The organism is Cupriavidus sp. FW305-F7, assembly GCF_058782875.1.
In genome coordinates, this window is the sequence record NZ_JBYSYC010000008.1 from 91,638 (window position 1) to 112,634 (window position 20,997).

At 61.6% G+C, this 20,997-nt stretch carries 18 protein-coding genes and 2 pseudogenes; 12 read left to right on the plus strand and 8 right to left on the minus strand.

Going from position 1 to position 20,997, the window contains the following annotated elements:
- Positions 1–3: 3 nt before the first annotated feature.
- From AC3WL8_RS09845 to AC3WL8_RS09860, 4 genes are read left to right on the plus strand one after another with little or no spacing between them, the layout of a single operon-like run.
- Complete coding sequence (locus AC3WL8_RS09845) at positions 4–894, plus strand: SDR family NAD(P)-dependent oxidoreductase (RefSeq protein ID WP_492378210.1); 891 nt, start codon at positions 4–6, stop codon at positions 892–894.
- Complete coding sequence (locus tag AC3WL8_RS09850; protein ID WP_492378211.1) at positions 891–1,853, plus strand: alpha/beta fold hydrolase; 963 nt, start codon at positions 891–893, stop codon at positions 1,851–1,853. The genes AC3WL8_RS09845 and AC3WL8_RS09850 overlap by 4 nt, the downstream gene beginning before the upstream one ends.
- A gap of 47 nt (positions 1,854–1,900) precedes the next feature.
- A complete protein-coding gene (locus tag AC3WL8_RS09855) occupies positions 1,901–2,776 on the plus strand; it encodes a metal-dependent hydrolase (RefSeq protein ID WP_492378212.1) in 876 nt (291 codons plus the stop codon).
- Positions 2,773–2,937, plus strand: a complete 165-nt coding sequence (locus tag AC3WL8_RS09860) for a rubredoxin (RefSeq protein ID WP_035817912.1) — start codon at positions 2,773–2,775, stop codon at positions 2,935–2,937. The genes AC3WL8_RS09855 and AC3WL8_RS09860 overlap by 4 nt, the downstream gene beginning before the upstream one ends.
- Before the next feature lie 106 nt (positions 2,938–3,043).
- Here AC3WL8_RS09860 and yidC read toward each other — a convergent pair whose 3' ends face one another.
- From yidC to rpmH, 4 genes are all read right to left on the minus strand, one after another.
- A complete protein-coding gene (yidC, locus tag AC3WL8_RS09865) occupies positions 3,044–4,711 on the minus strand; it encodes a membrane protein insertase YidC (protein ID WP_211980482.1) in 1,668 nt (555 codons plus the stop codon).
- Positions 4,712–4,732: 21 nt separating this feature from the next.
- Positions 4,733–5,044 (minus strand): membrane protein insertion efficiency factor YidD, encoded by a 312-nt coding sequence (gene yidD, locus AC3WL8_RS09870; protein WP_013958492.1) that lies wholly within the window; start codon positions 5,042–5,044, stop codon positions 4,733–4,735.
- Between the two features lie 10 nt (positions 5,045–5,054).
- Positions 5,055–5,519: a ribonuclease P protein component gene (gene rnpA, locus AC3WL8_RS09875; protein ID WP_085959671.1), complete on the minus strand. Its 465-nt coding sequence runs from the start codon at positions 5,517–5,519 to the stop codon at positions 5,055–5,057.
- A gap of 173 nt (positions 5,520–5,692) precedes the next feature.
- On the minus strand, positions 5,693–5,827 hold the full coding sequence (rpmH, locus tag AC3WL8_RS09880) for a 50S ribosomal protein L34 (protein ID WP_008650850.1): 135 nt from the start codon (positions 5,825–5,827) through the stop codon (positions 5,693–5,695).
- A gap of 818 nt (positions 5,828–6,645) precedes the next feature.
- On the opposite strand from rpmH, the gene dnaA reads away from it, so the two are divergent.
- The 4 genes from dnaA to AC3WL8_RS09900 all read left to right on the plus strand — a co-directional run bounded on the left by dnaA (position 6,646) and on the right by AC3WL8_RS09900 (position 13,025).
- Positions 6,646–8,403, plus strand: coding sequence for a chromosomal replication initiator protein DnaA (dnaA, locus tag AC3WL8_RS09885; protein ID WP_153955238.1), 1,758 nt, complete (start codon positions 6,646–6,648; stop codon positions 8,401–8,403).
- A 368-nt stretch (positions 8,404–8,771) separates the two neighbouring features.
- Positions 8,772–9,887: a DNA polymerase III subunit beta gene (gene dnaN / locus AC3WL8_RS09890; protein WP_492378213.1), complete on the plus strand. Its 1,116-nt coding sequence runs from the start codon at positions 8,772–8,774 to the stop codon at positions 9,885–9,887.
- A 229-nt stretch (positions 9,888–10,116) separates the two neighbouring features.
- Positions 10,117–12,642, plus strand: a complete 2,526-nt coding sequence (gene gyrB, locus AC3WL8_RS09895; RefSeq protein ID WP_492378214.1) for a DNA topoisomerase (ATP-hydrolyzing) subunit B — start codon at positions 10,117–10,119, stop codon at positions 12,640–12,642.
- 209 nt (positions 12,643–12,851) lie between these two features.
- A complete protein-coding gene (locus AC3WL8_RS09900) occupies positions 12,852–13,025 on the plus strand; it encodes a type I restriction-modification system subunit M N-terminal domain-containing protein (RefSeq protein WP_249221221.1) in 174 nt (57 codons plus the stop codon).
- Here AC3WL8_RS09900 and AC3WL8_RS09905 read toward each other — a convergent pair.
- The 3 genes and pseudogenes from AC3WL8_RS09905 to AC3WL8_RS09915 form a co-directional block, all read right to left on the minus strand.
- Positions 12,992–13,951 (minus strand): PD-(D/E)XK motif protein, encoded by a 960-nt coding sequence (locus tag AC3WL8_RS09905; RefSeq protein WP_492378215.1) that lies wholly within the window; start codon positions 13,949–13,951, stop codon positions 12,992–12,994. The two genes, AC3WL8_RS09900 and AC3WL8_RS09905, sit on opposite strands and share 34 nt — an antisense overlap.
- Entirely contained in the window at positions 13,952–14,326 is a 375-nt protein-coding gene (locus AC3WL8_RS09910) for a hypothetical protein (RefSeq protein WP_492378216.1), read from the minus strand. It abuts the gene before it with no gap.
- Positions 14,327–14,465: 139 nt separating this feature from the next.
- Positions 14,466–14,595, minus strand: a pseudogene (locus tag AC3WL8_RS09915) (IS110 family RNA-guided transposase); the annotation flags it as partial.
- A 142-nt stretch (positions 14,596–14,737) separates the two neighbouring features.
- Between AC3WL8_RS09915 and AC3WL8_RS09920 the strand changes: the two are divergent.
- Positions 14,738–14,959 (plus strand): annotated as a pseudogene (locus tag AC3WL8_RS09920) (transposase); the annotation flags it as partial.
- 163 nt (positions 14,960–15,122) lie between these two features.
- Positions 15,123–15,362: a DUF1484 family protein gene (locus AC3WL8_RS09925; protein WP_492378217.1), complete on the plus strand. Its 240-nt coding sequence runs from the start codon at positions 15,123–15,125 to the stop codon at positions 15,360–15,362.
- Positions 15,363–15,559: 197 nt separating this feature from the next.
- Here the strand turns inward: AC3WL8_RS09925 and AC3WL8_RS09930 are convergent, their stop codons facing one another.
- Positions 15,560–16,240 carry a PIN domain-containing protein gene (locus tag AC3WL8_RS09930; RefSeq protein ID WP_211980483.1) on the minus strand — a complete coding sequence of 227 codons (681 nt, stop codon included), beginning with the start codon at positions 16,238–16,240 and terminating at the stop codon, positions 15,560–15,562.
- A 296-nt stretch (positions 16,241–16,536) separates the two neighbouring features.
- Here AC3WL8_RS09930 and AC3WL8_RS09935 point away from each other — a divergent pair, with 296 nt between their 5' ends.
- Together AC3WL8_RS09935 and AC3WL8_RS09940 are read left to right on the plus strand one after the other, a co-directional pair.
- Positions 16,537–19,404: a DUF8426 domain-containing protein gene (locus tag AC3WL8_RS09935; RefSeq protein ID WP_492378218.1), complete on the plus strand. Its 2,868-nt coding sequence runs from the start codon at positions 16,537–16,539 to the stop codon at positions 19,402–19,404.
- On the plus strand, positions 19,401–20,720 hold the full coding sequence (locus AC3WL8_RS09940) for an McrC family protein (RefSeq protein ID WP_211980484.1): 1,320 nt from the start codon (positions 19,401–19,403) through the stop codon (positions 20,718–20,720). The genes AC3WL8_RS09935 and AC3WL8_RS09940 overlap by 4 nt, the downstream gene beginning before the upstream one ends.
- The last annotated feature ends 277 nt before the right edge of the window (positions 20,721–20,997 follow it).

Here is a 20,997-nt window from a genome sequence, read left to right on the forward strand (position 1 = left end):
GACATGAAGGACTTCCGCAACAAGGTTGCCGCGATCACCGGCGCCGGCTCGGGCATCGGCCGCGCGCTGGCGGTGGCCCTGGCACGGCAGGGCTGCCACCTGGCGTTGTCAGACCGCAATGAGGCCGGGCTGGCGCAGACGGTGGCCCAGGCCATGGCCGCCGCACCGCAGGCCCGCATCACCCAACACACCGTGGATGTGGCCGACCGCGCCGCAGTCTATGCGTGGGCCGCCGCGGCCGCCGAATCGCACGGCCGCATCAACCTGATCTTCAACAACGCCGGCGTGGCGCTATCCAGCACCGTCGAGGGCATGAGCTACGACGACCTGGAATGGATCATGGGCATCAACTTCTGGGGCGTGGTGTATGGCACCAAGGCCTTCCTGCCATACCTGAAGGCCAGCGGCGACGGCCACGTGGTCAATACGTCGAGCATCTTCGGCATCTTCGCCCAGCCCGGCATGGGCGCCTACAACGCCAGCAAGTACGCGGTGCGCGGCTTCACCGAATCGCTGCGGCAGGAGCTGGACCTGATGGACTGCGGCGTGTCGGCCACCACTGTGCACCCGGGCGGCATCAAGACCAATATCGCCCAGGCCAGCCGCGTGTCATCCAGCGTCAACGGCTTCCTGGTGCGCGACGCGCAGCACGGCAAGGATGAGTTCGAGAAGTTCTTCATCACCTCGCCCGATAAGGCCGCGCGCGTGATCCTGGAAGGCGTGCGCCGCAACCGCCGGCGCGTGCTGATCGGACCCGACGCCTATGCCGCCGATGCCATGGCGCGGCTGCTGCCGGCTGCCTACCAGTCACTGGTGGTGCGCGAGACGCGCCGCAAGCGCGATCTGGGCCCCGCTGCGGCACCGGCCTCGGTTGGCCAGGGAGAGCGCCCGTGAACCGGCTCGCGATAGAACAGGATGCCGCGCTGCTGGCGCCACCGGGGGCACTGACGCGCTGGTTCGGGCAAGGCCGCGTAGGGCTGTTCAGCCTGTCGCGCGCCACGCTGGCGCAGCGCCATGCGCTGCCGGCCTCGCGCTGGGTGCGCGTGCTGGATGCGATGGTGCACTACACCGACGAAGGCCCCGCCGACGGCGAGATCCTGGTGCTGATCCACGGCTTCGGCGCTTCGCTGCATACGTGGCAAGGGATTGTGCCGGTGCTGGCGCAGCGCTATCGCGTGCTGCGGCTGGACATCGCCCCGTTCGGGCTGACCGGGCCGCTGCGCGATGCGCGCGGCCGCATCGAAACCATGGACGTGCACCGCTACCGCGATTTCATCGATGCCTTCCTGGCTGCGGTGAACGTGCGCCGCGCCAGCATCATCGGCAACTCGCTGGGCGGGCTGATCGCGTGGGACCTGGCGGTGCGCCGGCCCGATGCGGTCGACAAGCTGGTGCTGATCGACGCCGCCGGCTTCCCGATGCGGCTGCCGATCTACATCGACCTGTTCCGCCATGCGCCGGTGCGCTGGTCGGCACCGTGGATGCTGCCCGAGTTCATCATCCGCGCCGCCACGCGCGATGTCTATGGCGATGCCTCGCGCGTGCCGGAGTCCACCTTCCGCCGCTACGTCGACTTCTTCTACGCCGAAGGCAGCCGCGAGGCCGTCGGCAAGATGGTGCCCAAGCTCGACTTTGCCCAGCTTGACACCCACCTGCTCGGCAGCGTGCGCGCGCCCACGCTGGTGCTGTGGGGCGAGCGCGACCGCTGGATCCCGCCCGCTCACGCGCAGGCCTTTGCCGAGCGCATCCCCGGTGCGCAGCTGCGCCGCTACGCGGGGCTTGGCCACGTGCCGATGGAAGAAGACCCGCAACGCGTGGCCGCAGACCTGCTGCCGTTCCTGGCAGCCCAATGAATTCCCACCGGCGCAACACGCGCCGGCCTTCACCCAAGGAGACCGCCATGATGCCAGTCCGCCGCGACGTGCGTCCCCACCTGCCGCCAGAACGCATCAGCGACTGGCACGAACGGGGCCGTCACATCACCCATTTCATCAACGCGCTGTCGATCTTCTTCCCCGCCGGGGAGCGCTTCTTCATGGACAGCGTGCGCAACTACCGCGACCAGGTGAAAGACCCCGAACTGAGCCGCGCCATCGCCGGCTTTATCGGCCAGGAAGCGATGCACACGCGCGAGCACATCCTCTACAACCGGCTGATGGAAGACGCCGGCCTGCCCGCCGCGGCGCTGGATCGCACGGTGTGGAAACTGCTGGACCTGCTGCGCAAGATCCTGCCCAAGTCCTGGCAGCTGGCCCACACCATCGCGCTGGAGCACTACACCGCGATGCTGGCCGGTGGCCTGCTGCAGGATCCGCGCCACATGGGCGCGGCCTCTGAGACCGGCTACCGGCAGGTGTGGACCTGGCACGCGCTGGAAGAAACCGAGCACAAGGCCGTGGCCTACGATGTCTGGAACACGGTGATGAAGCCCGGCCCCTACCGCTACTTCCTGCGCACCTTCACCATGCTCACCACCACCGTGACGTTCTGGGCCATGGTGTTCGTGTTCCACATCGCGCTGGTGATGGGCGACAAGGGCTGCCGCAACAAGCTGACCGGGTTTGGCGGCGTGCTGCGCTTCCTGTGGGCTTCGCCCGCCGTGCTGCCCAAGATGATCCCGGAATGGCTCAGCTACTTCCGCCCGGGCTTCCATCCGTGGGACGACGACAACCGCGCCGAACTGGCACGCATCGCCCCGCTGGTCGAAGAGATCGAAGACACCGCGCGCGCCGCCGGCGTCTCTACCCGTGCGCCCTCGCTGCGGGGGGCCACATGACCATCTGGCAGTGCCGTATCTGTGGATTCGTTTACGAAGAAGCGCTCGGCATGCCCGAGCACGGGATCGCGCCCGGCACACCGTGGGGCGCGGTCCCGCTGGAGTGGAGCTGCCCGGACTGCGGCATGGCAAAAGCGGATTTCGACATGGTTGCGCTATAGGCGGGCGGTGGCCAATGAGGGGTGATGGCTGTCAGCACCCCGATCCATCAAACAAAAAGCCCGGCATCACTGCCGGGCTTTTCGCTTACCGCAACTTGCAACAGCTTCAGCTCTTGGCCACCACTGCCGCCTTGCCCTTGCCGAGCATGCGGTTGATCTGCCACTGCTGGGCGATCGACAGGATGTTGTTCACCACCCAGTACAGCACCAGGCCGGCCGGGAAGAAGAAGAACATCACCGAGAACACCAGCGGCATGATCATCATGACCTTGGCCTGCACGGGGTCCGGCGGGGTCGGGTTCAGCTTGGTCTGCACGAACATCGACACGGCCATCACGATCGGCAGGATGTAGAACGGATCCGGCACCGACAGGTCATGGATCCAGCCCAGCCACGGCGCGCCGCGCATTTCCACCGACGACAGCAGCACCCAGTACAGCGCAATGAACACCGGGATCTGGATCACGATGGGCAGGCAGCCGCCGAGCGGGTTGACCTTCTCGGTCTTGTACAGCCCCATCATCTCCTGGTTCATCTTCTGCGGGTCGTTCTTGTAACGCTCGCGGATCGACGTCATGCGCGGCTGCAGGTCCTTCATCTTGCCCATGGACTTGTAGCTTGCCGCCGACAGCGGGAAGAACACCAGCTTGATCAGCACCGTCAGCGCGATGATCGACCAGCCCCAGTTGCCCAGGAAGCCGTGCAGCTTCTCCAGCAGCCAGAACAGCGGCTTGGCCAGGATGGTCAGCCAGCCATAGTCCTTCACCAGCTCCAGGCCCGGGGCGATCTTCTCGAGCATGTGCTCTTCCTGCGGGCCGGCGAACAGGCGTGCATCGGTGGTCACCGTGGCGCCCGGGGCCAGTTCACCCAGCGGCTGCTGGACGCCCACGCGGTACAGGTTCGGGTCGATCTGCTGGACGTAGAAGCTGTGCTCCTTGCTGGTCTGCGGGATCCAGGCCGAGGCAAAGTAGTGCTGCACCATCGCCACCCAGCCATTGTTGGCGGCGGCCGGCACGCTGGCCTTGCCCTTGGCCACATCTTCAAAGCTGATCTTGTGGTACTTGTCGGCGTCGGTGTAGATGGCCGGGCCGGTGAAGGTGCTGTAGAACTGCGACTGCTCGACCTTGCTGCCGTCGCGCGCCAGTTCCAGGTACAGCGTCGGCGAGACCGGCGCGGCACCCGCGTTGGTCACCGCGAACTTGGTGTCGACCACATAGGTGCCCTTGTGGAACACATAGGTCTTGACCAGCTTCACGCCGTTCTTCTCAGCGGTCAGCGCCACTTCCAGCTGCTCGGCGCCGTCCAGCGAGCGCGGGCCAGGGGCGGCGGTGAACACCGTGGTGTGGTTGGGCAGGTCGCCGCCGATCAGGCCCGAGCGTGCCATGTAGGTGCGCACGTTGTCGCGCTCGAACAGCACCACCGGCTTGCCGTCCTTCTCATGCTCCTTGAGCAGCTCCAGGCGCGACACGATGCCGCCGGCGGTGTCGATCTCGGCGCGCACCGTGTCGGTGGTTACCACGATCTTCTCGCCGGCGGGCTGGGCCGCGGCCTGCGGCGCGGCCGGGGCAGCGGTACCCGCTGCGCCTGGCGCCACGTTGGCCTTGGGCACGTCGCCCTGGGCGGCAGCGCCGCTGGCGGCGGGCGCCGAAGCGGCCTGTTGCGTCGTGCTCGGGAAGAACATCGACGCATGGCCTTGGGAGCGCTGCCAGTTGTCGTAGAGCAGCACGAGGGCCATCGAGAAGATGACCCAGAGGATGGTGCGTTTGATATCCATGTCTGGCTGTGGTCGGAGAAATCAGGGTCTGGGCAGACGGATCGCAACAGGCGCATGGCCTGCGGCGGCATGGACGGAACGGCCCGCGTGGGTGTCCGGCCTGGCAGTGTCGTCAGCTTGCGTGCCCGGCACGGGATCATACCCGCCTTGGGCGAAAGGATGGCAGCGGCACAGCCGGCAGGCGGCCATCCAGCTGCCGCGCGCGGCGCCGTAATGGATGACGGCGTCGCGGGCGTAGTCGGAACAGGTCGGCAGGAAGCGGCACTGCGAGCCCAGGTAAGGACTCAGGGCGATCTTGTAGATACGCAGCAGGGCGAGCAGGATTCGCTTCATGGCAGGCGGTTCAGGCCGGAAGGCCTGGTGGCTGGCTTTGCGAGGGGCTCGCCGGTGGCGCCGCGGGTGGCGGTGCCGAAGGCGAGGCAGGCGGTGCGGGTGGCGGCAGCGGCTTGGCCGCTACGTCGAGCAGGCTGGCGATTTCCGCCGCGCATGCCCTTCGGACCGCCGCGCGCGTCGCAAATTCCGCGCGCGGAAACTTGGCTTGCAGGCGCAGCAGCACATCGCGCCCCGCCAGGTGCTCACGGCGCTGGCGAAACAGCTCGCGCGCCATGCGCTTCACCAGGTTGCGCTCAGCCGCGCGCGGCGCGAACTTCTTGCCGACCACCACGCCAAGCCGGCCTTCCGGACGGTCATTGGCGCGCACGTAGAGCACGAAATGCGGGCTGCGCCGCCGGGGCCGCAAAGCAAAAACGGATGAAAACTCATCCGTCTTTGTTAGCCTCGCGGCTTTGGGGAAGGCATGGGCTGACACGCTGGGTGACACTGGTGAGCGCTGGCGAATACTACTGCTGGCGCAAAAGCGGCGCCCTGCGGCAAGCGGCCGGCCGACCTGAAGCCGAGGCGGTGGGCATTGACGGCTGCGCGGCACGGCTGCGGTACGCTGCAGCCGGCGCCGGGCGCGCCGTCAGGCCGGTCGCCCGGGCCTCAGATGGCCAGGCGCTTGCGGCCCTTGGCGCGGCGTGCGTTGATGACGGCACGGCCGCCGCGGGTCTTCATGCGCACGCGGAAACCGTGGGTACGCTTGCGGCGGGTAACGGAAGGTTGGTAGGTACGTTTCATGTTGCACTCTCTGGTTGATCTTGGCTCGCCCGACTCCGGCCGGTGCCGGGGTGCCGTGGCCGCCGCGTATGGTTCGCATGGGGCTGCCGCAAGCAAGAAACTGCCGCGGCGTATCCGACGATTCTGGTTCTGTCTTTGCTGCCGGCCGAATGGCGCGCGCTGCAGGCGGGGTGGCCTGTGGGCGCGGACGGCACGAACAGGCCAGACCCGGCGATGCGCATACGTGATCCCCTGCCGCATCGCAGAACCCGCCATTTAAACGATTTTCTCCGGCGCTGTCAAGGCACAAGTCTGTGTGCAAGGGCACAATTGCCACAGCGCCCTGGGGCCCGTGGTGCGCCATTGTCCACAATGATCGGTGGGTAACTGCATGTGTCCCGAGGGCCACCTCCATCGCAGTCATCCACAGGCGAAGTCCCTGTTTTGCCTGAGATTTTGCCCGTTTCCGCACCCCGGAAAGCCGCATCACAGCAAGGGTTGTGCACACAAATCCACTGCATTTGCACAAGTTGTCCACAGACTTATCCTTTGTGGATAACTCAGGGGCGGGGGTACAATCCGGGTCCAAACACAACACGGGCTGCGTGGCGCAGGCGCAACCCGGGCTCCCACCGCGGCAACGCATGACTGAACGCACGCCAGTGCAGCGAACCTGAAGGTTCGCTGGCGGCTGCATTGGCATGCTGCGGAGGTCTCACCGGACGGAACTGATTCCTAATACGGTAAGGATGGCCCGGATCGCGCGGCGTAGATGCTGCTTGTGGCGTGCCGGGGGAACCGCTTAATTGCGGCCGGGTACGATTACCAAAAAACAAACAATGCAAGATTTCTGGCAGGCGGCAGCAGCGCAATTAGAGCGCGAGCTGACGCCGCAACAGTTCAAAACGTGGATCAAGCCGCTGGCGCCCGTTGCGTTCGATGAAGAAACGCACGCGCTGCGCATTGCCGCGCCCAACCGTTTCAAGCTGGACTGGGTCAAGAGCCAGTTTTCGGGGCGCATCACCGCACTTGCCTGCGAGTACTGGGAAGCGCAGGTCAGCGTCCAGTTCGTGCTGGATCCCGCCGCGTCGGGCCGTGCCGCTGCCTATATGCAGCCGGCCCAGCCCGGCATGGGCCCGGGCGGCATGGACGGCCACGCAGCACCGGGTACGGGCATGGCCGGCTATCCCGGCGCCCAGCCGATGGGCGGCCAGGCCCCGTTTGCCATGCCCGGCCAGCCTGGCTATGGCGAGTACCCCACCCCAGCCGCGTACGGCATGGGCCAGCCGCAGTACGGCAATCCGGTCGGCATGCCCTCCGCAGCCCCGGTCCCGGCCGGCGCGCGTGCGCAGGCCCCAGGCATGGGCGGCCAGCACCCCGGCCAGCATCACCCGCAGCACGGCGCCGACATGGGCGAGATCGACGTGGTCCACATGGACCCCGCCGAGGCCAGCGCCCGCTCCTACCGCGTGCAGCCGCAGCAACCCCAGCAGCCGCACCCGTCCCATCAGCCCCACCAGCAGATGGGCGGCGCCACGCCGATGCCCGGCCACCAGCCCAGCGACACGGTGCATGAGCGCTCGCGCCTGAACCCGATCCTGACCTTTGACAACTTCGTCACTGGTAAAGCCAACCAGCTGGCTCGTGCCGCGGCCATCCAGGTGGCCAACAACCCGGGCAAGTCGTACAACCCGCTGTATCTCTATGGCGGCGTGGGCCTGGGCAAGACTCACCTGATCCACGCCATCGGCAACTACATGCTGCTGGAGAACCCGCGCGCGCGCATCCGCTACATCCACGCCGAGCAGTACGTCTCCGACGTGGTCAAGGCGTACCAGCGCAAGGCGTTCGACGAGTTCAAACGCTACTACCACTCGCTGGACCTGCTGCTGATCGACGATATCCAGTTCTTCTCCGGCAAGAACCGCACGCAGGAAGAGTTCTTCTATGCCTTCGAGGCCCTGATTGCCAACCGGGCGCAGGTGATCATCACCAGCGATACCTACCCCAAGGAAATCAGCGGCATCGACGACCGCCTGATCTCGCGCTTTGACTCGGGCCTGACCGTGGCCATCGAGCCGCCCGAGCTGGAAATGCGCGTGGCCATCCTGATGAAGAAGGCCGCCGCGGAAAGCGTCAACGTGCCCGAAGAGGTTGCCTTCTTCGTCGCCAAGCACCTGCGCTCAAACGTGCGCGAGCTGGAAGGTGCGCTGCGCAAGATCCTGGCGTTCAGCAACTTCCACGGCAAGGACATCACCATCGAGGTGACGCGCGAAGCGCTCAAGGACCTGCTGACCGTGCAGAACCGCCAGATCTCTGTGGAGAACATCCAGAAGACCTGCGCGGATTTCTACAACATCAAGGTCGCTGACATGTACTCGAAAAAGCGGCCTGCCAATATTGCACGGCCGCGCCAGATTGCGATGTACCTGGCCAAGGAGCTGACGCAGAAGAGCCTGCCCGAAATCGGCGAGCTCTTTGGCGGCCGCGACCACACCACCGTGCTGCACGCCGTGCGCAAGATCGCCGACGAACGCAGCAAGGACGCGCAGCTGAACCACGAGTTACACGTGCTGGAGCAAACGCTCAAGGGCTGATGCATGGCCGATGCCCGGGGTACCCCCGGGAAGGCGTTTTGAAGGGTCGGCCCCTCGGGGCTGGCATACTGTAGGGTGCGCGCCACGGACATCCCGTGGCGCCTGGGGAATTAACGTCAGCGTCGCCGGGGCAAGTGTCCGGAAAATGGCCACTGATAAGGCTTTGCGGTGAGTCGGGACGGGATGGCAAGTGCGGTTTGCGCCAGCGTGGCTTTTTGTGCACAGCTGGCCCGCCGGCCGGTCCCGCCCCGCTTCACCGCAGCGGCTTATCCTTGGTACAATGGCACATTAACTCCTTGATTCCTAAGTGAATTTGGAGTTGTTTGCGTTCTGCGGTCGCCGATTACAAACGACGAAGGATAAATTCAATGCAATTGGTCAAAACCTCGCGAGACAATCTGCTGCGTCCGCTGCAAATCGTGAGCGGCATCGTGGAGCGCCGCCACACCCTCCCGATCCTGGCCAATCTGCTGATTCGCAAGTCCGGGTCCAACGTATCCTTCCTCTCGACCGACATCGAGATCCAGATCACCACGCACGCCGAATGCGGCGTTGGCAGCGACGGCGTTGCCACCACCGTGGCCGCGCGCAAGCTGCTGGACATCCTGCGCGCCATGCCTGACGGCGACGTGGCCCTGTCGCTCAACGACAAGCGCATGACCGTGCAATCCGGCAAGAGCCGCTTCGCACTGCAGACGCTGGCCGCAGAGGAATTCCCGACCGTTGCCGAAGCCAGCGAATTCAACGCCAGCGTCAGCCTGCCGCAGAAGACCTTCAAGCACCTGCTGGCAATGGTCCACTTCGCCATGGCGCAGCAGGACATCCGCTACTACCTGAACGGCATGCTGCTGGTGGTGGAAGGCAAGAAAGTCATGGCAGTCGCCACCGACGGCCACCGCCTGGCGTACTGCGGCGTTGAGCTGGAAACCGAAGCCGTCGGCGTGGGCGCGCGCCAGGAAGTCATCATCCCGCGCAAGACCATCCTGGAACTGCAGCGCCTGCTGGAAGACAACGACGATCCGGTGCGGGTGCAGTTGGCCGCCAACCAGGTCAAGTTCACGTTCGCCAATATCGAACTGATCTCAAAGCTGGTGGAAGGCAAGTTCCCCGACTTCCAGCGCGTGATCCCCAAGGGCTACAAGAACGCCTTCGCCATCGACCGCGTGCGGCTGCAGCAGGCGCTGCAACGCACCGCGATCCTGACGACCGACAAATTCAAGGGCGTGCGCTGCATCCTCGACACGCACATGCTCAAGATCAGCTCCACCAACGCCGACCAGGAAGAGGCGCAGGAAGAGCTGGAACTCGATTACTCGGGCGACGCGCTCGATATCGGCTTCAACGTGACCTACCTGCTTGACGTGCTTGCCAACCTGAAGAGCGAGCAGGTGCAGGTCAGCCTCGGCGACTCGAATTCGAGTGCGCTGATTACCGTGCCGGAAGACGACAACTTCAAGTACGTCGTCATGCCGATGCGCATCTGATGATCCGGTAACAGGACCAGACCAGACAAGAACCGGAGCAGCAAACGGCACGCAACGACACCTGGCCCAGGCCGGGACGTCCTGGGGATGACCATCCCGCAGCGGGGGCAGGATCGAAACGACGATCCGCCCCTTTTGCCGTTTTTAGTAACCCGCCATGCGGACCCTTTCGCGCCCCGCCGCTATGCCGGCCCGGCCCGAATTCCGCCATTGCCGTGAGTAGAAAGACATGACCGAACAGCAGAACCCGCAGCAGGAAAACACCTACGGAGCCTCTTCGATCCAGATCCTGGAAGGCCTGGAGGCGGTACGCAAGCGCCCGGGCATGTATATCGGTGATACCTCCGACGGCACCGGCCTGCACCACCTTGTCTTCGAGGTGCTGGACAACTCCATCGACGAAGCGCTGGCCGGCTACTGCACCGAGATCCAGGTCACCATCCACAGCGACAACTCGATCTCCATCGTCGACAACGGCCGCGGCATCCCGCCCCTGGTCAAGTTCGACGACAAGCACGAACCCAAGCGCAGCGCGGCGGAAATCGCCATGACCGAGCTGCACGCCGGCGGCAAGTTCAACCAGAACAGCTACAAGGTGTCCGGCGGCCTGCACGGCGTGGGCGTGTCCTGCGTGAACGCCCTGTCCAAGTGGCTGCGCCTGACCGTGCGCCGCGACGGCCAGGTCCACCTGATCGAATTCGCCAAGGGCGACGTACAGAACCGCATCGTCGAGACCGTGACCGGCCCCGACGGCCAGTCCGTTGAAGTCTCGCCGATGAAGATCATCGGCGCCACCGACAAGCGCGGCACCGAAGTGCACTTCCTGGCCGACGAAGAAATCTTCACCAACGTCGAGTTCCACTACGAGATCCTCTCCAAGCGCATCCGCGAGCTCTCGTTCCTGAACAACGGCGTGCACATCAAGCTGGTCGACCAGCGCACCGGCAAGGAGGAAGACTTTGCCTTCTCCGGCGGCGTGAAGGGTTTTGTCGAGTACATCAACCGCTCCAAGAGCGTGCTGCACCCTACCATCTTCTACGCCAACACCGAAAAAGACGGTATTGCCGTGGAAGTGGCCATGCAGTGGAACGACGGCTACAACGAGCAGGTGCTCTGCTTCACCAACAACATCCCGCAGCGGGATGGCGGCACCCACCTGACCGGCCTGCGCGCCGCGATGACCCGCGTCATCAACAAGTACATCGAAGAGAATGAAGTCGCCAAGAAAGCCAAGGTGGAAACCACCGGCGACGACATGCGCGAAGGACTGTCCTGCGTGCTCTCCGTCAAGGTGCCCGAGCCCAAGTTCAGCTCGCAGACCAAGGACAAGCTGGTCTCGTCCGAAGTGCGCCTGCCCGTGGAAGAACTCGTCGGCAAGGCCCTGAGCGACTTCCTGCTGGAAACCCCGGGCGACGCCAAGATCATCTGCAGCAAGATCGTAGACGCCGCCCGCGCCCGCGAAGCCGCCCGCAAGGCCCGCGAAATGACCCGCCGCAAGGGCCTGATGGACGGCATGGGCCTGCCCGGCAAGCTGGCCGACTGCCAGGAAAAAGACCCCGCCCTGTCAGAACTCTTCCTGGTGGAGGGCGACTCCGCAGGCGGCTCCGCCAAGCAAGGCCGCGACCGTAAGTTCCAGGCCATCCTGCCCCTGAAGGGCAAGATCCTGAACGTAGAGCGCGCCCGCTTCGACAAGATGCTGTCCAGCCAGGAAGTGCTGACGCTGATCACCGCACTGGGCACCGGCATCGGCAAGGACGACTACAACCTGGACAAGCTGCGCTACCACCGCATCATCATCATGACCGATGCTGACGTGGACGGCTCGCACATCCGCACCCTGCTGCTGACGTTCTTCTACCGTCAGATGCCCGACATCATCGAGCGCGGCTATGTCTATATCGCGCAGCCGCCGCTGTACAAAATCAAGCACGGCAAGGAAGAGCGCTATATCAAGGACGATGTCGAGCTCAATGCCTACCTGCTGAAGCTGGCGATGGAGAAGGCTGTGCTGGTGCGGCCGGATGGTACGGAGATCAATGGGGATGCGCTGACTGAGTTGGCGCGGCAGTATCAGCTGACTGAAGGCGTGATCTCTCGCCTGTCACGTGTGGTTGATACCGATGCCCTGCGCGCGATTGCTGATGGGGTGGCGCTGGATCTCGATAGCGCTGCTGCCGCTGAGGCGTCTGCCGTGGCGCTGAAGGCTAAGCTGGCTGAGATGCATGCCAAGACGTTGATTGGGGCTGCCGTGAATGACGACGGTACCGCTGACGTCTATGCGCAGTTTGATGAGAAGACGGATAAGCATCGGTTGATGATTGCGCGGCGCCATCATGGCAACGTGCGGCTGTCGCATCTGGATGCGGACTTTGTTCATGGTGCTGATTACGCCGCGCTTTCCAATGCTGCTAAGACTTTCCAAGGGCTGACTCCGGAAGGGACTAAGGTGCAGCGGGGTGAAGGCGAAAAGCTGCGCGATCAGACTGTCAACGACTTCCACGGGGCCATGCAATGGCTGCTTGCCGAAGCTGAGCGTGGCGTTTCGCGTCAGCGCTATAAGGGTCTTGGTGAGATGAACCCTGAGCAGCTGTTTGAGACTACGCTTGATGTTACCCAACGCCGTTTGCTGAAGGTGCAGATTGAGGATGCTATTGCGGCTGACCAGATCTTTACCACCCTTATGGGGGATGAGGTGGAGCCGCGGCGGAATTTCATCGAATCTAATGCGTTGGTGGCTCGGAATATTGATGTTTGAACTGCCTGTAGATAGACGCATAACCTGAAAAAAAAAGACCCATAAGATTAGAAACTTATGGGTCTTTTTTATTGATAGTTCGGATATATGGCGGTTCGTCCCGCCGCCTTCCGCGGATTCCCGCGAGCACGTGCACAATCTGAACTCAAAAACCAAATCGACGCTATCTGGAACGCTTTCTGGTCTGGAGGCATTTCCACCCGACGGAGGTGCTGGAACAAATCACCTACCTGTTGTTCATTCGCCGCCTCGACGACGCCCACACGCTCGAAGAGAACAAGGCGGCTAACCGTCCGACGGGTGCGGGCATCGAAGGCCGGCTACCGAACGGCGGCCATACCTTACGAATTCAAAGGAGAGTTGAAACTGGCACAGCATGTTGACTGCAGACAATTCCAATCTGCGCCCTGAAGCGAACGTCCGACACGACCTGAGCATCGCCCGGAGCAATAGAAGGGGCCGGTATAAGTGTAGCTGGCACTAGCACAATCGATGCTGTCGCAGACGCCACATCAAACGCTTGCCACTCGGTCGACTCAGCGTCGTCGCCCAAGGTCTCGATAACCAGTTGCCACAGCTTTGCTTGCCCCGCGTCTGAGAGTTGCGGCGAGATGCGTCGGGCAAGGTCTAGGACCGATAAACCGTCTGCGCTGCTGCGAAGAACAACACTGGCTATGAAGTCATCGGGCCGTTCGGACCGGACCTGCCGCAGCGAAAATTCGTGCTCTCGAAGTGTGCCGGTCGTCGATTTCACCTCAATCCCGAAACCGTCAGTGGCGAAATCGAAATCGTCGGTTGGCGCGACATGCCACGCGTCCACCATCCTTTGTGGTGACGACGAGGCATTGATGAGAAGCAACTCTCCCCAGAGCCGCGTCATGGATGCCCGTGAGGGCGTCGCCATTTTTCGGAACAGTTCCATCAGCGCCTCGACGGCCTCATCAACCGCTGAGTCATCGAGTTGACCTGGAAGAGAGTTTGCTGTCGCCGCAAGTAGTTCGACAAAGTAGCCATGCAACGACGCGCTGCCGGCATCACACGCGACCTTGCAAAACCATTCGCTCGACGATTTCCCGGTGTCAGTGGCGGTCACCTCGTAGCGAGCATCAAACTGGATGCTGACGTGCTTAAGCCTGATAGGCGCCCTGGGCGAGCGCCTTTGTGCAGTCGCGAGCAAAAGAATCGGTTCGTCACGCTCGCCTTTCAGCAGGAGATGCCGTTGTCCGGCACCGCACCGGATTGTCCTCGATGCCTCTCCCTCATTAGATTTTCCAAGCGCCTGAAACTGTTGCCACAGAGAAGCCTGCACTTACACGCCCTCCGCTTGTATCAGCAGTCGCTTCTTGAGCGATTCCGGCACGTGCATGGCGAACCATGGCACGCCCTGCTCCTCCGGCGTCTTCGTCTTTGCGTTCAGCAGATTGAAAGCGCGAAGATGCAACGAAACGCGGCTTGCCGATGCAAAGTCTCGGTCACCGCTATACAGCAACTGTGAGCGGTCCGTAGTGTCGGGATTCTTGCCCTGGAAAACCTGGTTAATAGCGCCAGCCTTCGTCTTACTACGAGTTTGCGCCACGAGTTCGCCGATAATAAAGACATCAGCGTGAGTCTGTCCGTCCTTTATGAGTTGTCGCAATGCGAGAACGCAGCCCACCCTCAGCACGGCGTCATCTCCGTCGCCCATTCGCAGCCGCTCAAGCAGTCCATCGATGACTGTCTCAATAGGCACATTTTCGAACAGGATGTTCTTCTTGCCTGAGCGCTTGTCGATGTAGCGGTCGGGGTCTACATCGTTGGCGGCCGCTCCGTTGTCGAGACCGCCAAGCTGCGATCTTATCCGTCTTCACGCGGGCTTCAGCGATCAGGCGGACTTGCAAGGGGTTGGCGACAAATCACCTTGCCGACATGACCTGTCAGCACGTTCGCGATGGCGATCGTGTTGCCGGTCGCCTCGGCGGCCAACTACTAACACGAGCTCGCAGCTCAACGTATATGAACGGCCTGCCCACCCGAAGTGCTCCCCGGTGCCCCTTGTCCCGGATGGTCGAACCATACACCAAGTTACGCGGTGAGGAGAGGACGGGCACCGGTTCCTATCATGCCGGTTACTAACGCCATCGAGAGCATGCACATGCAGCTGCGCAAGATCGTCAAGAACCGGGGCCACTTCCCCAGCGACGAAGCCGCCAGCAAGCTGCTGTACCTGGCCTTGCGCAACATCGAGAAGGATTGGAAGATGCCGCCCATCACCTGGAAACAAGCGGCCAACCAGTTCGCCATTCTCTTCGGTGACCGCTTCACCAACGCCCTACGCTGAGATTTATTTAACCGACCTCAGCACACAGAATTCCTGACACCTCCCTCGCGTCGCAAATGCCCCGCACGGCCTCGCGACTGAAGAACTAACACCGCGCCGGTGATTTAACGCTGCAACGGTGCACGGGACGAAGCTATCAGTAGTATCCTTTCGTCCGTGCGCCATGCGCCCTCTTCGGGCGGGCCTTGGCGGGGGAGCTCTCGCGGAGGCCGTCACCCTAGAGGGCCGCATCCTCGAAGCCACTGACGACATCCTGCGCGTCACCGCCGGCCTTCAGTCCTTCCTGACCTTGCTGGAGCTGCAGAGCGACACCATCCCCCAAAGCATCGGCCTCCACGCCCTGCTTTTGCCGCTCAGGCAACAGCTGGTCGACACCGCCGACCGCCTGCAGGCATTGGTCTGACGAGGGAGAGCCTGCTTACCCGCCCAACGGATGAGCAGCGCTGGAAAGCAAACGGCGCGAGTCAACTGGTCTCGCGCCGTTTGTATCCTGGTACGGTGGCGTTCCATAAGCCCGGAGCTTCACTCGAATAGGGCGAGTCCGATACGGCGCCGGCGCGTCATTGTGTTTACTTGCCGCAGGGCATTCGTTGTTCCTACCTAGCGACGAACACAGCCCCAGCAGGTCCATTCCCCATCGTCATACACCCCGTCGCCAGGCGCCATTGGCTGGCTGCAGCGTGTACATCGCAGGCCCGATCTTGATCCTAGTGTGACGGGCCGAAACCTGATTACTGATTTTGCTCGTGCGCCGCTATCGCGTAGTGTGCTCGACGGCAACTGTCGCTGATCTGGCGGTGAGGCAAAGCGGCCGCAGTACGTACACCATCTGCCGCCGTGATGTTCGATCGTGCTTGCGCGTTTGCACTTAGGGCAAACGGTTCGTTCCGGATCTGCAGGGGATGGTGATGTGTCTTTGGTTGGGGGTATCGCGAGTTCATCAAGACTGCTGATCCGCCGGCAACTGAGGCCATTCTGGTTGAGGTAGCTCAGCAGCGGGTCATAGCCTTTGTCGTTTGAGAGCACGAAGCACACCCTGTCACGTGCGGTCTCAAAAGTCCGGCCCAAATGAAATGCAATATGGAAGTCCAGCGCATTGCGACCGCTCCCTTCGATCTTCTGAAAGTCGATTCGGCAGAATTTCCCATTTTGTCTGGTGAGCCGTTTTGGTGGCTGCTGCTTGTTTCCTACGAAGATCAAAGTCTCGTAGCTATCGTCGAGCGGAGATAGGTCGAGTTTCGATACATTCTCGAAATCGACGAGGAGCAGATGTTTCGCCATGGCCTCTGCCAGTATCAACGAAGGGGGTGAGGGGATCGTATCTGAAGTGTACGACGAATCGCACGTGGTTCATCACACCCCACTCCAGTTGGATTGCAAATAGGCGGTCCTTCACTTCGCCCTCAAGGCGAGTGGTGAATATCGTGGCGGATAAGCTCGCCTGCTACGCAGAAAAGCGACTGGCCCAGTATACTTCCGCGAAAGCAGTCGTCGATGTCGAACGGTCCGCCCCCAGGGGTGCCACGTTAGTGATCTCGAATTGCCGGCAGTACACAACAATAATTCTGTGCCCCCAAATGAACGAGCCAATAGAATCTCGCAATGCGCAATGGGATGCATTTCTCAACCGGTGGCCTCTGGAAGAACTCTCCAGTATGAGCTTGCAGCAGTACAGCGAAGCAGGAAACCAAGACTGCTTTGTTTACTGGCTTGAGGCGAAAACCGAAGCGCTGGGATCGGTGTGGGGAGGGTCCGCATTCAAGTTTGGGATCTACTCACGAAAGAAGCCTGGCGAGGCAAAACGAGACGGGGACCGATACTACGGGGAACAATACGCGTGGTACGCCAAGTATGGCGATACGCCTGAGGCAGCTTTTGCTCAGGTCCTCAGCAAAGTTGTTCAGGTTGCCAACGCCGCCAGCACAGGTAATCTCGAGGCAATCGATGAAGTTGACCTTGGGCAGGTCGTCAAATGGAAGCTCGCCTTCCTTTATCAGGATCGACAGCATCCGACCATTTTGCCTGTGCTAAAGCTGGAGTACCTGCAGGCTGCAGTGGGAAGTAAGCAGAAGAAGGTCTCCACGCTCCAGCGGGAACTCATGGAGCATGACAACGGCTGGGGCATCTTCGAGTACGGTGATTCGGTGTGGGCGAATGTCCAAGACAAGCTTAGCACCGAGCTCACCACTGACGAGGCCAAGGCATTTCTGGATCAGTCTGACCGTTTTACGCCGGTCAAGCCAGCAACCCAGAAGATGGCTGGATATTCGACGTCCAGTGGGCGTCAAATCGCCCTCGCGCTCGATAACAAGAAGACAACGATCTATCTCAGTGCCGGCTCCTGGCTTGCTTCAATTCGGTCGCAACTACGGGACGTGGAATCCTATTCGGAGACTAGAACGCGGAGCAGCAATATTGCCGCTAACGCGCCGACGCTTGCTGTGGGCAGCGCCATGGTTAAGGTCGTGGTGCCCGACATGGAGGCCCTCTTGGCTCTATGCGATGCGTATGACAGTACAGACGAAGCGGATGTAGTCGAACACTCAGCGGATACACACAAGAATATGAATCAATCGCTCCCGCTCAACCAGATACTTTTCGGTCCTCCAGGTACAGGAAAGACATACGAAACGATCAACACGGCGTTGGAGATTCTTGCCCCGGAATTTCTCGCTGCGAATCGCTCCGACCGCGCTGCCATCAAGGGACACTTCGATTCGCTCGTCGAGGCTGGGCACGTGCGCTTCGTCACTTTTCATCAGAGCTTCAGTTACGAAGACTTTGTGGAAGGCATACGTGCAGAAAATACTGAAGACGGGCAGCTAACCTACTCGGTCGTGGATGGCGTCTTCAAAAGTCTCTGTGAGGCGGCCGCCGCGAAGGTGACAAAGGCAGCAGAGGCGCCTCTTGATCTCAAGGGCCGAAGGGTATGGAAGATGTCCTTGGGCAACACGCTGGGAAGCGATGCGTACATTTTTGATGAGTGCATCGACAAGGGCTATGCCCTGCATGGTTACGGTGGGACGATCGACTTTGGCGGGAGCAAGACGCGAGACGACATCATCAGGTGCTTTCAGGAAGCCGGGACCGTCGTCGCTGAGGATGCCTACGCAATCACCGCCGTCTCCACATTCGTACTCAAGATGAAGATCGGAGACCTAGTCGTGGTAACGGACGGCAATACTAAGTTCCGCGCGATTGGCGAGATTACCGGGGACTACCAACGCCTGAAGCGCGACGAGCAAGGTGACAATTACGGGCAGTGTCGTGCAGTTCGGTGGTTGCGCGTCTATAAGCCGTCGTTGCCGCTGGATCAATTGATGGCAAATCAGTTTAGTCAGATGACACTGTATGAGCTTCGTCCGGGCGCAATTGAAATGGAGAAGCTGGAAGCGCTGCTTCAGACGAAGCCAGCTAGTGGTGTGCGTGTACCTAGCGGTGCACCATACCACGTGGGTGAGGTGTTTGGACGCGCCTACAGCGTCACGAACGCATCGGCAGACGTCCTGGAGTTGAAGAAGCCAAACGGAAATGAGTTGGCATTCAGCATGCGGATGCTCAAGATGCTTGCGGACTATGTGCGCCGGGGTGAGCTAACCATCGAAGACATCAAGGAAAAGCGGGTGTTCGAGAAGGTGTCCGAGTCATCTCTGGAGCCTTACCTAGTCAATGGCTACAACAACATACTCCCTGCGCTGGTCGAACGCCTAACCCGTGCTCGGTCGACTTCCCCCGCCGACGATGAAGGTCCGGCGCCGCGAGATGCCAAAGTCCTGATCATCGATGAGATCAACCGCGGCAACGTATCACGTGTCCTAGGCGAGCTAATCACGCTGATCGAGCCTTCGAAACGTGCAGGTAATGCGGAAGCCCTTGAGGTGATCTTGCCCTACTCTAAGGAGCGCTTCAGCGTACCAGCGAACCTTTACTTGATCGGCACGATGAACACGGCGGACCGCTCACTGGCTGGGTTGGATCTTGCGTTGCGGCGCCGCTTCAGCTTCCGCGAGATGCCGCCGAGACCGGAACTGCTGGATGCGGTGGAGATTTCCGGCGTGAACGTGGGTGCGATGCTGCGCGTCATGAACGAACGGATTGAGCTCTTGCTTGACCGCGACCATTGCATTGGCCACGCATACTTCATGTCTCTGGTCGACACACCGACGATAGAGGCTCTGGGTGAAGTGTTTCAGTCGAAGCTCATCCCATTGCTTCAGGAATATTTCTTCGAGGATTGGCAGCGTATCCAATGGGTCCTCAACGATCATCGGAAGGTGGCAGCACACCGGTTCATTCAGAAGCCTGCAAGTAACGTAGCGCAGCTCTTTGGCGAGGGCGTAAGCGTCACGGATCAGAACCAGCGCTGGATGATCAATGAGGCTGCGTTCTTGCTCGCTGAAGCGTATGCGGGGGTCATTGAGCATGGCGGAGTCATGGCTGAGTGACCACTTTTGTCACGGTGCGGGAGTACGCCAGGCTGACGATGGCGCCTCTTGCGGCAAACTCTCTGGATCGGGCTCAGGTATCTGCCACTGCCTTTGAGTGGCTATGCCGCTTGAATGCGGAACTGAGTCCATCAGGCTCGTCGCTGCTGCAAGTTGAGGATCGTCGCTGGTTAAGGCTCGACAACTACGTCGGCGTTGTCGAGACGCCCTGCGGCACCCGAGTGGAGATTCTTCCCAAGCATGACGATGGAACCTGCGACGTCGGCAAGAGCCGGGCGCTGTTGCGCCGAATGATTGCAGGCGCGATGGACCTTCCCGTTCGCGAGGTAGGTGAGACTTCACTTCAACGGTTTGATTCCCCGTTGACGGAGTGGGTGATCGCACAATTCTTGTCCGCGTTGGACCATCTAGTGAAACGCGGTGTGCGGTCTGACTATTTGCGCGTTGAGGCGGAGGAGCGCCATCTACGCGGCCAGTTGGATGCCGTTCGACAGATGCGTCAGCCTCTGGGGCGCCAGCACATTTTCCAGACACGTCACGACGTCTTCTCGCCAGATCGCGCGGAGAACCGCCTGCTGAAGCAGGCCGTTGAGTTCATCTGTCAGCAAACGCAAAACCCAACAAGTTGGCGGCTTGCGCAGGAGTTGCGAGCACTATTTCAGGACGTTCCTAGAAGCGCGAGCATTGACGAAGATTTCAAGCGCTGGCGGACAGACCGCCTGATGGCGCACTATCAGGCGGTTAAGCCATGGTGCGAACTGGTGCTGTCGCGCCAGATGCCATTCTCTGTCGTTGGAAAGTCGTACGGCATCAGCTTGCTGTTCCCGATGGAAAAGCTGTTCGAGCGATATGTTGCGGCGCGACTCCAACTTGACTTGGCAGCGGGGGCGCGGCTTACTGCCCAGGCCTCCCGCCAATCACTATGCGAGCACGATGGCGCGACCATGTTCCAACTGCGCCCGGACTTGCTGATAGAGCATGAGGGGGAGCGTTGGGTGCTGGATACGAAGTGGAAGTTGCTGGATGCCGGGAATAAGGCAGGTGCCTACGGCCTGAGCCAGGCGGACTTCTATCAGCTCTATGCCTACGGTCAAAAGTACCTCGCGGGGAAAGGAGAGTTGGCGCTTATCTATCCTCGCCGCCAGGCCTTTCAACATCCATTGCCGGCCTTTCGGTTCAGTGCTGACCTTAGTCTTTGGGTGCTGCCCTTCGACCTCGAGTTGGCGCGCCTGGTTGATGGAGGGGTGACTGGGCTTCCGTTGAGAGCAGCTCCTAGCTACATAGGATTCAATACTCCTTCAACACCCATCCACTGATCGCAGCGAAATACTCACGGAGCCAGGCGAAAGGCCACCAGCGAGATCCTGACAAACGGCCTTAACGCCGCGCTAAAGCTGGTGGCTGGTACCGGCGTGTCGGCAGGCTTCTCCGTGGTCATTGCCGCCTATTCGACGCTTCAGCTGCTTTCCGTAGCAACGGGCATCCGCGTGCAGAGCCTGCCGGCGCCGATAGCGTCTGCGATTCTGCCCGTCGTTACGAAGGTCTGCGCCACGGCAAAGGGGTTCTTCGGCAGGGCCGTCGACGCAGTCAAAA

What these genes read in the sequence shown, in the direction of transcription:
- dnaN (WP_492378213.1), top strand. Translation starts at nt 8,772, where the DNA reads ATGCAATTGGTCAAAACCTCGCGAGACAATCTGCTGCGTCCGCTGCAA.
- AC3WL8_RS09845 (WP_492378210.1), top strand. Translation starts at nt 4, where the DNA reads ATGAAGGACTTCCGCAACAAGGTTGCCGCGATCACCGGCGCCGGCTCG.
- dnaA (WP_153955238.1), top strand. Translation starts at nt 6,646, where the DNA reads ATGCAAGATTTCTGGCAGGCGGCAGCAGCGCAATTAGAGCGCGAGCTG.
- yidD (WP_013958492.1), bottom strand. Translation starts at nt 5,044, where the DNA reads ATGAAGCGAATCCTGCTCGCCCTGCTGCGTATCTACAAGATCGCCCTG.
- AC3WL8_RS09910 (WP_492378216.1), bottom strand. Translation starts at nt 14,326, where the DNA reads ATGGGCGACGGAGATGACGCCGTGCTGAGGGTGGGCTGCGTTCTCGCA.
- rpmH (WP_008650850.1), bottom strand. Translation starts at nt 5,827, where the DNA reads ATGAAACGTACCTACCAACCTTCCGTTACCCGCCGCAAGCGTACCCAC.
- AC3WL8_RS09935 (WP_492378218.1), top strand. Translation starts at nt 16,537, where the DNA reads ATGAACGAGCCAATAGAATCTCGCAATGCGCAATGGGATGCATTTCTC.
- AC3WL8_RS09930 (WP_211980483.1), bottom strand. Translation starts at nt 16,240, where the DNA reads ATGGCGAAACATCTGCTCCTCGTCGATTTCGAGAATGTATCGAAACTC.
- yidC (WP_211980482.1), bottom strand. Translation starts at nt 4,711, where the DNA reads ATGGATATCAAACGCACCATCCTCTGGGTCATCTTCTCGATGGCCCTC.
- gyrB (WP_492378214.1), top strand. Translation starts at nt 10,117, where the DNA reads ATGACCGAACAGCAGAACCCGCAGCAGGAAAACACCTACGGAGCCTCT.
- AC3WL8_RS09860 (WP_035817912.1), top strand. Translation starts at nt 2,773, where the DNA reads ATGACCATCTGGCAGTGCCGTATCTGTGGATTCGTTTACGAAGAAGCG.
- AC3WL8_RS09925 (WP_492378217.1), top strand. Translation starts at nt 15,123, where the DNA reads ATGCGCCCTCTTCGGGCGGGCCTTGGCGGGGGAGCTCTCGCGGAGGCC.
- AC3WL8_RS09855 (WP_492378212.1), top strand. Translation starts at nt 1,901, where the DNA reads ATGATGCCAGTCCGCCGCGACGTGCGTCCCCACCTGCCGCCAGAACGC.